Origin of the sequence: Nocardiopsis sp. TNDT3 (assembly GCF_003427465.1) — a bacterium.
Taxonomy (GTDB): domain Bacteria; phylum Actinomycetota; class Actinomycetes; order Streptosporangiales; family Streptosporangiaceae; genus Nocardiopsis; species Nocardiopsis dassonvillei.
Map to the genome: position 1 here is coordinate 1 of NZ_QPFC01001163.1, position 8,274 is coordinate 8,274.

The 8,274-nt window shown below is 70.8% G+C and carries 12 protein-coding genes; 2 read left to right on the forward strand and 10 right to left on the reverse strand.

Annotation, left to right across the window (positions count from 1 at the left end):
• A partial coding sequence (locus DQW06_RS25175; RefSeq protein ID WP_232833151.1) for a hypothetical protein occupies positions 1-953 on the forward strand: 953 nt, incomplete at its 5' end.
• A gap of 136 nt (positions 954-1,089) precedes the next feature.
• On the forward strand, positions 1,090-1,758 hold the full coding sequence (locus DQW06_RS25180) for an NUDIX hydrolase N-terminal domain-containing protein (protein ID WP_013156142.1): 669 nt from the start codon (positions 1,090-1,092) through the stop codon (positions 1,756-1,758).
• A gap of 150 nt (positions 1,759-1,908) precedes the next feature.
• Here the strand turns inward: DQW06_RS25180 and truA are convergent, their stop codons facing one another.
• The 10 genes from truA to DQW06_RS25230 form a co-directional block, all read right to left on the reverse strand.
• Positions 1,909-2,748 (reverse strand): tRNA pseudouridine(38-40) synthase TruA, encoded by an 840-nt coding sequence (gene truA, locus DQW06_RS25185; RefSeq protein ID WP_013156141.1) that lies wholly within the window; start codon positions 2,746-2,748, stop codon positions 1,909-1,911.
• A gap of 114 nt (positions 2,749-2,862) precedes the next feature.
• A complete protein-coding gene (rplQ, locus tag DQW06_RS25190; RefSeq protein WP_013156140.1) occupies positions 2,863-3,402 on the reverse strand; it encodes a 50S ribosomal protein L17 in 540 nt (179 codons plus the stop codon).
• A 70-nt stretch (positions 3,403-3,472) separates the two neighbouring features.
• On the reverse strand, positions 3,473-4,495 hold the full coding sequence (locus DQW06_RS25195; RefSeq protein WP_013156139.1) for a DNA-directed RNA polymerase subunit alpha: 1,023 nt from the start codon (positions 4,493-4,495) through the stop codon (positions 3,473-3,475).
• Positions 4,496-4,668: 173 nt separating this feature from the next.
• Positions 4,669-5,073 carry a 30S ribosomal protein S11 gene (rpsK, locus tag DQW06_RS25200; RefSeq protein WP_013156138.1) on the reverse strand — a complete coding sequence of 135 codons (405 nt, stop codon included), beginning with the start codon at positions 5,071-5,073 and terminating at the stop codon, positions 4,669-4,671.
• Positions 5,074-5,144: 71 nt separating this feature from the next.
• Positions 5,145-5,525 carry a 30S ribosomal protein S13 gene (gene rpsM / locus DQW06_RS25205; RefSeq protein WP_013156137.1) on the reverse strand — a complete coding sequence of 127 codons (381 nt, stop codon included), beginning with the start codon at positions 5,523-5,525 and terminating at the stop codon, positions 5,145-5,147.
• A gap of 220 nt (positions 5,526-5,745) precedes the next feature.
• Complete coding sequence (gene rpmJ, locus DQW06_RS25210) at positions 5,746-5,859, reverse strand: 50S ribosomal protein L36 (RefSeq protein WP_013156136.1); 114 nt, start codon at positions 5,857-5,859, stop codon at positions 5,746-5,748.
• Positions 5,860-5,906: 47 nt separating this feature from the next.
• Positions 5,907-6,128, reverse strand: a complete 222-nt coding sequence (gene infA / locus DQW06_RS25215) for a translation initiation factor IF-1 (protein WP_013156135.1) — start codon at positions 6,126-6,128, stop codon at positions 5,907-5,909.
• A 300-nt stretch (positions 6,129-6,428) separates the two neighbouring features.
• Positions 6,429-6,893: a DUF1707 domain-containing protein gene (locus DQW06_RS25220; protein ID WP_013156134.1), complete on the reverse strand. Its 465-nt coding sequence runs from the start codon at positions 6,891-6,893 to the stop codon at positions 6,429-6,431.
• Positions 6,894-6,953: 60 nt separating this feature from the next.
• Positions 6,954-7,778, reverse strand: coding sequence for a type I methionyl aminopeptidase (map, locus tag DQW06_RS25225; RefSeq protein ID WP_013156133.1), 825 nt, complete (start codon positions 7,776-7,778; stop codon positions 6,954-6,956).
• Positions 7,778-8,274: nucleoside monophosphate kinase (locus DQW06_RS25230; protein ID WP_157983599.1), on the reverse strand; the 497-nt coding region annotated here is incomplete at its 5' end. The genes DQW06_RS25230 and map, both read right to left, overlap by 1 nt.

Sequence of the window (8,274 nt, forward strand, 5' to 3'; positions counted from 1 at the left end):
TGCCCCCCGGTTCGGCTCCCCCGTCCGCCCAGCAGGCCTTCCAGGCCCCGCAGCAGCCCCCCGCCGCGCTCCCGGCGCCCGGCCGGGAGGAGCCCGTGTTCCCCCCGGACGCGATGGGCGCCACGCAGCACATCAGCCCCGTCCCCGCCTCGCCCGGCGGCCGTCCCCTGTTCCGGGACGAGGTCCCCGACGACGCCGGTGTGGACACCGCGCAGTTCGACGCCCAGGGGATCAACGACTACGACGACTACGACGGCTACAACAACGACGACGACTACCGGTACGGTGACGGCGGCGCGGACGCGCGCGCCCGCAAGCGCCGGATCATGATGATCGCCGGTTTCGCCGTGCTGCTGGTCCTGGCGGGCGGCGGGACGTTCTTCCTCGCCACCAGCATGGGCTCGGGCGGTGCGAACGCCACGACCGTCGCCGACGAGGCCGACGACCCGGGCGCGCTCGACGTCGAGGCCCTCTTCCCCGAGAGCATGGAGGTCGAGGGCCAGGGCACGTTCACCCGCGTGGCCGTCGAGGACACCGAGGACTGCGCCGCCGGGGCCCACGGCGACTACGGCCAGGTGCTCGCCGACAACGAGTGCCGCCAGATGGTGCGCGCCTCCTACCTCAGCGAGGACGAGGGCCACGCGGTGACCGTGGGCGTCGCCGCCATGCCCACCGGCGAGGAGGCGGCCACCGCGATGGAGGCACAGGACCTGGTGGCCACCCAGTGGTTCGCCGGTCTGCCCGGCGAGGAGGGCAGCCCCGCCGAGCGCCTGGGGCACTCCGGCGGCCACGGCAGCAGCGGACAGTGGGGCCGCTACCTGCTCTTCTCCCTGGCGGCCAACAGCGACGGCACCGAGGAGGGCGCCGAGAGCGAGTCCGCCACCGAGCTGCGCGCCATCAGCGAGGGCTTCCTCCAGGAGGCCCACACCAGCCTCAGTGAGAACCGCGGCTGAGCGGTCACCGGCACCCGCGAGGGGCACCCGGCGTCCGGGTGCCCCTTCTTCGTGTCCACGGGCGGGTTCCGTCGGCGCCCGTGGCGGGCAGGAGTCCCGGCGGGCCGGTCCGCGAGCCCCGGAGGAGAGCGTGACGATGACAGAACCCGCCGAACGGATCCGGCGCATCGCGATGGAGTTGACGGCGCAGTCGGAGTCGGGGCTGGCGTACAGCACCAACGAGTTCGACATCGGGCGGTTCCACCGCGTCGGCGCCCTGGCCCGCGACCTGATGCAGATGGTGGCCGCCGGGGAGCTCCCCGGGTACGAGCGCGAGGTGGCCTCGGCAGCCGGTTACACCACCCCCAAGCTCGACGTGCGCGGCGGCGTCTTCGACCCCTCCGGCCGGGTCCTGCTCGTCCGCGAGATCTCGGACGGCCACCGCTGGACCCTGCCCGGCGGGTGGTGCGACGTCCTGGAGAGCCCCAGGCAGGCGATCGAACGCGAGGTCCGCGAGGAGGCGGGGCTGGCCGTGCGGGCGGTCCACCTCGCCGGGGTCCTCGACCGCCACCTGTGGCCCCACGTGCCGGTCTACGACCGCCACATCTACAAGCTCCTCTTCGTGTGCGCGCCGCTGACCGACCCCGCCCCCGCCTCCAGCAGCGACGGGACCAGCGACCGCGCCTTCAGCAGCGCCGAGACCAGCGCCAGAGCATGGTTCGACGTGGACGACCTGCCCGAGCTGTCGGTGTCGCGGGTACTGCCCGAGCAGATCGCGCTGCTGCACCGGCACTGGATGGATCCGGGACCGGCACACGTCGACTGAGGCCACGGGGGGCATCCGGGAGACCGGTGCCCCTCCCCTTGTCCACAGGCCGGATTCCGCGCTTTCGCGGAGTCCGGCGCGACTCTAGCCTGGTAAAGGGGGGGTTCCCTCCCCGCCGCCTCGTGCTGCCCGCGCTCTCGGAGCCGCCGCTCAGTCCGAATGGCCCCGGCACGGCAGCTCCCGCACCCGGCGGGTCGCCGAGGCGCGCACGGCCAGCTCCTCGTCGGCCGGGTAGCGCACCTCCTCCAGGCTGAGCCCCTGCGGCCCCACCACGTGCACCGACGAGTCCCGCGTACCGGCGCCGAGCACCTTGCCCGGCCAGTCCGCGTCCCTGCGCCCGTCGCCCACCGCCAGGAGCGCGCCCACGAGCGCGCGCACCATGTTGTGGCAGAACGCGTCCGCCTGGATCGTCCCGTGCAGCAGGTGCTCGTCCACCCGGGTCCACTCCAGGCGCAGCAGCTCCCGGATGGTCGTCGCGCCCTCGCGCCTCTTGCAGAACGCCGCGAAGTCGTGCTCGCCCACCAGGCGCTCCGCCGCAGCGTTCATCCGGTCCACGTCCAGCGGGCTGCGGTGCCACAGCACGTCCCGCCGCAGCAGCGGGTCCACCCCGTAGGGCGCGTCGCTCACCCGGTACAGGTACCGCCGGAACAGCGGCGAGAACCGGGCGTCGAACCCGGGCGGCGCCAGCCGCGCCGCGCGCACCCGCACGTCCTTGGGCAGCACCCCGGCCAGGCGCCGGAGCACGCGCTCCCCCTCGCTCTCCCACGTCCGCGCGGGGATGTCGGCCTGCGCCACCTGCCCCCGCGCGTGCACACCGGCGTCCGTGCGCCCCGCGCACGTCAGCGACACCTCCGGCAGGCGCAGCACCCGCGCCAGAGCCGCCTCCAGCTCGCCCTGCACCGTGCGCCGGCCCGGCTGCGCGGCCCACCCGGAGAAGTCCGTGCCGTCGTAGGCCACGTCCAACCGCACCCGGACCGTCGTCTCGTCCATAACCCGCCACTCCTCCGCGTCCACGAAAAAGACGAGTGCCCGACCCCCGCGGGGATCGGGCACTCGCCGAGCGGTGCGTGCGCGGGACGCGTTCGCGTCCCCGCGCCCCGCACGCTACTTGTCGTCAGCCGGGCCCTCCGCCTGGGCCGTCTCGTCGGCCTTGGCGGTCTGGTCGGAGGTGGTGTCCTCCGCCGGCTGGTCGCCGGCCTCGTCCGCCACGGCGGTGGTCGCGTCGGCCTTGGGCTCCTCGGCCTCCTGCGCCGCGGGCTTGGCGGCCGGGGCGGCGGCCTGGGCGCTCAGGGCCTCGACCAGCTCGATCACGGCCATCGGGGCGTTGTCACCCTTGCGCGGACCGATCTTGGTGATCCGGGTGTAGCCACCGGGACGGTTCTCGTAGCGCGGGCCGATCTCGGTGAAGAGCTCGTGCACGACGGCCTTGTCCGTGATCTTGGTCAGGACCTGGCGGCGGGCGTGCAGGTCACCGCGCTTGCCGAGGGTGATCAGCTTCTCCGCGTACGGGCGCAGGCGCTTGGCCTTGGCCTCGGTGGTGCGGATGCGGCCGTGCTGGAACAGCGAGGTGGCGAGGTTCGCCAGGATGTGCCGCTCGTGAGCGGGCCCGGAACCCAGACGGGCGCCCTTGGTAGGCGTGGGCATGGTGTCGTTCTCCTAGTGATGCGGTCCGCGGCCGCACTCGGCCGGGGACCATGTGGGCGACGAAGGTCGGTTAGTACTGCTCCGTCTCGACGAAGGACTCGCCCTCGTCGTCCTCGGAGCTGTAGGAGTCGGCCGCCGAGCTGGGGTCGAATCCGGGCGGGGAGTCCTTCAGCGACAGGCCCATGTCGACGAGCTTCTGCTTGACCTCGTCGATGGACTTGGCACCGAAGTTGCGGATGTCCAACAGGTCCTGCTCGGAGCGGGCAACCAGCTCACCGACGCTGTGGATGCCCTCACGCTTGAGGCAGTTGTAGGACCGGACCGTGAGGTTGAGGTCCTCGATCGGCAGCGCCAGGTCCGCCGCCAGGGCGGCGTCCGTGGGCGACGGGCCCATGTCGATGCCCTCGGCGTCGACGTTGAGCTCACGCGCCAGACCGAACAGCTCGACCAGGGTCTTGCCCGCGCTGGCGACCGCGTCCCGGGGACGGATGGCCGGCTTGGTCTCGATGTCCACGATCAGGCGGTCGAAGTCGGTGCGCTGCTCGACACGGGTGGCCTCGACCTTGTAGGTCACACGCAGGACCGGGGAGTAGATGGAGTCGATCGGGATGCGGCCGATCTCCTGTCCCGCCTGCTTGTTCTGCGTCGCCGAGACGTAGCCGCGGCCGCGCTCGACCGTCAGCTCCATCTCCAGCTTGCCCTTGCCGTTGAGCGTGGCGATGTGCAGGTCGGGGTTGTGCACCTCGACACCGGCCGGCGGAGCGATGTCCGCGGCGGTCACCACACCGGGGCCCTGCTTGCGCAGGTACATCAGCACCGGCTCGTCGTGCTCGGAGCTGACGACCAGGCCCTTGAGGTTGAGGATCATCTCGGTGACGTCCTCCTTGACACCGGGCACGGTGGTGAACTCGTGCTCGACGCCCTCGATGCGGATGCTCGTGACAGCCGCGCCGGGGATGGAGGACAGCAGGGTGCGCCGAAGCGAGTTGCCGATGGTGTAGCCGAAGCCCGGCTCCAGCGGCTCGATGACGAACTTCGAGCGCAGGTCCGAGGAGGCTTCCTCGGTGAGCGTGGGACGCTGTGCGATCAACATGGTCCGTGTCTTCCCTTCCACATGGCCGCCCGCTATTTGACGGCCACCCGGCGGACACCACATCGGTGTCCACTACTCGGATTCCTACCCCGTCCGCGCGGTCCCCCCGCAGGGGAGCGCGCGGAACCAGGCGCGGCGCCCGCGCGGGTAGGTGCGCGGGCGCCGGTGCGGGATCAGACCCGGCGGCGCTTGGGCGGACGGCAGCCGTTGTGCGGAACCGGCGTCACGTCCTGGATGGAGCCGACCTCCAGCCCGGTCGCCTGGAGCGAGCGGATGGCGGTCTCCCGGCCCGAGCCCGGGCCCTTCACGAAGACGTCCACCTTGCGGACGCCGTGCTCCTGGGCGCGGCGGGCAGCGGCCTCGGCGGCCATCTGCGCGGCGTAGGGGGTCGACTTGCGCGAACCCTTGAAGCCCACCTGGCCGGAGCTGGCCCACGAGATCACGGCACCGGTCGGGTCGGTGATGCTCACGATCGTGTTGTTGAACGTGCTCTTGATGTGAGCGTGCCCGTGGACAATGTTCTTCTTTTCCTTGCGGCGCACCTTGCGCGCGGCACCCTGACGGCCCTTAGGCGGCATGAGCGAAACTCCCAGAGATCATCGGTCCGTTGTCGTTCCCGGACGCGTGTTTACAGTCCAGTCCGAGCGGACTACTTCTTACCGGCCTTCTTCTTACCGGCCACGGTCTTCTTCTTGCCCTTGCGGGTGCGCGCGTTGGTCTGCGTGCGCTGACCGCGGACCGGGAGCCCACGGCGGTGGCGGATGCCCTGGTAGCTACCGATCTCCATCTTGCGGCGGATGTCGCCCTGCACCTCACGGCGCAGGTCACCCTCGACCTGGTAGTTCGAGCCGATCCACTCGCGCAGCTTGACGAGGTCTTCCTCGGTCAGCTCGTAGACGCGCGTGTTGCCGTCGACGCCGGTGCTCTTCAGGGTCTCCAGGGCGCGGGTGCGCCCGATCCCGAAGATGTACGTGAGAGCGATCTCCACCCGCTTGTCGCGGGGAAGGTCAACGCCTTCGATACGTGCCATGTGGGCGAGACTCCTAATGCCCTATGCGGAGGTCTGGCCCGTTCCACCCTCTCGTCGCCCAATCGACGAGGCCCCGGCCTCCGACCGGGGGTGGCTCCCGCGCCGCACTGGCGGCGGGAGTCGGAACAGGTTTTCGTTGTGTCGTGCGCCCGGTGCGGTGCTGGCGCACCGGCCGGGCCGATCGCGGTGTGTGAAGCCGCGGCGAGCGGAGCGGGGGTGACTAACCCTGGCGCTGCTTGTGCCGCGGGTCCGAGCAAATGACCATGATCCGGCCGTTACGGCGGATCACGCGGCACTTCGCGCAGATCTTCTTCACGCTCGGCTTGACCTTCATGGTGACTCCGAACTCATACTCTCCCGGGCCGCGAGGCCCGTGAGGGGCTACTTGTAGCGGTAAACGATGCGCCCGCGCGTGAGGTCGTACGGGCTCAGCTCCACGACGACCCGGTCGTCGGGGAGAATACGGATGTAGTTCATCCGCATCTTGCCGCTGATGTGGGCAAGGACCTGGTGCCCGTTGTCGAGCTCTACCTTGAACATAGCGTTGGGTAGGGACTCGACAACGGAACCCTCGATCTCGATGGCGCCGTCTTTCTTGGCCATGTCCTTCCACGCCTCGCTCATCGTTTGGTTGATCAGGACAACCCGACGCGACCCCAGTGGCCCCGCATGACGCTACGGCCCCGGCAACGGCGGATGGCCGTCACCGACGCCGAGGGACACTGGAAGTTCAGGCCAACTGCAAAAGGCGAACGTCGGTTGGAGGACGTGGCGCGAAGAAGGCAGACTGACCCAACAGCCCGCGTATGGGCATGGACAGTCTATCCCCTTCCGGCAAGTGCTCCTAACCGCCGAACGGAGCACACTACCGCACCGGGACGCGGGCGGGCACGGGCCTCCGCCCTAGGGCGTCCCGTCGCCTTCGGAGTGGTGCTTCTGCCCGGCCAGGACCCCCACGGTCACCATGCCCATCACGATGCCCCACGGCCCCATGACCCACAGGAACCACGGGTAGTCGTAGTCGGTGGTGAGGAACAGGATCAGCCAGATGACGAAGCACAGGATGTTGACCCCGGCGTAGAGGGCCCACGGCACCATCAGCGCCGGGTCGCGCATGCTGATCGGAGGGGCCACCGCGAACTCCTCGTCCCGGGAGGAGGTCCCGCGGATGTCCGCGAGGTCGCGCTCGGGGAGGTCGTTGGTGACCGTGGCCAGCTCATCCGTGGTCCTGGCCTTGTAGACGCGGCCGAGGCGGTCGGTGAACTCCTCGTGGTCCAGCCGCCCCTGGGCGAAGTGCTCCTGGAGGAGCTGGGCCACGCGGTCGCGTTCCGCGTCGGACGTTCGTATCGACGGCACCGGGTCGGACACTGCGCGCACCTCGCATCTTCGCCCGGAAGCGGCCCCCGCGCTCCGCGCGGGACGAGACCCCTACCAGGTCGGCTGGACGAACCCCATGTCGGCGATTTTATCGCGGTCGGACTCGCGCGCGGTCAGCACGACGGGCCCGTCCGCGGTCACCGCGACCGTGTGCTCGAAGTGCGCGGCGCGACCGCCGTCGCGCGTCACCACGGTCCAGCCGTCGTCGAGCTGCACCACGTCGTGGCGGCCCAGGGTGGTCATCGGCTCGATCGCCAGGCACATGCCCTCGACCAGCCGCATGCCCTTGCCGCGCTTGCCGTAGTTGAGCACGTGCGGGTCCATGTGCATCTCGGTGCCGATGCCGTGGCCGCCGTACTCGCGGACGTTGCCGTAGCCGCCGTTGCGGGAGATGTGGCCGCCGATCGCGTGGCCGATGTCACCCAGGCGCCTGCCCGGACGCAGTTCGGCGATCCCCTGCCACATGGACTCCTCGCAGACCTCCATCATGCGCAGGTCCTCGGGGCGGCCCTCGCCGACCGCGACGGTGATCGCCGAGTCGCCGTGCCAGCCCTCCAGGATGGCCCCGCAGTCGACGGAGATGATGTCGCCCTCGGCCAGCACCCGCTGCGCGCTGGGGATGCCGTGGACGACCTCCTCGTTCACCGAGGCGCAGATGGAGCCCGGGAAACCGTGGTAGCCCTTGAAGGAGGGGACGGCGCCCGCGTCGCGGATGACCTTCTCCGCGAGGGAGTCCAGCTCCAGGGTCGACACCCCGGGCCGCACCGCGGCCCGGAGGGTGTCCAGGGCGCGGGCCACGACCTGGCCCGCCGCCCTCATCCTGGCGATCTGCTCCGGCGTCTTGATCTGCACGTCCGGATCGTTCTTGCCGAACATCAGGAGCCGGCCCCGACCTTGTCGATGGCGGCCTTGGCGCGGGCCGTCACCTCCTCCACGGACCCCGTGGCGGCGATGGTGGCCAGCAGGCCCTCGGCCTCGTAGAACTGCACCAGCGGAGCCGTCTGCTCACGGTAGACCTCCAGGCGGTGCCGGATGGTCTCCTCGCGGTCGTCCTCGCGCTGGTACAGCTCGGCGCCCTCGTTGTCGCACCTGCCCGCGACCTTCGGGGCGTCGTACTCCACGTGGTACACCTGGCCGCACTCGGGGCACGAGCGGCGGCCCGAGAGGCGTTTGACGACCTCCTCCTCGTCCACCCTCAACTCCAGGACGACGTCCAGGGTGGTGTCGAGGTCGGCGAGGATGCCCTTGAGCGTCTCGGCCTGCGGGACGTTGCGCGGGAAGCCGTCGAGCAGGAAGCCCGCGGCGGCGTCCTCCTGCGCCAGTCGGTCCCTGACCATGGCGTTGGTGACCTCGTCGGGGACGAGGTCACCGC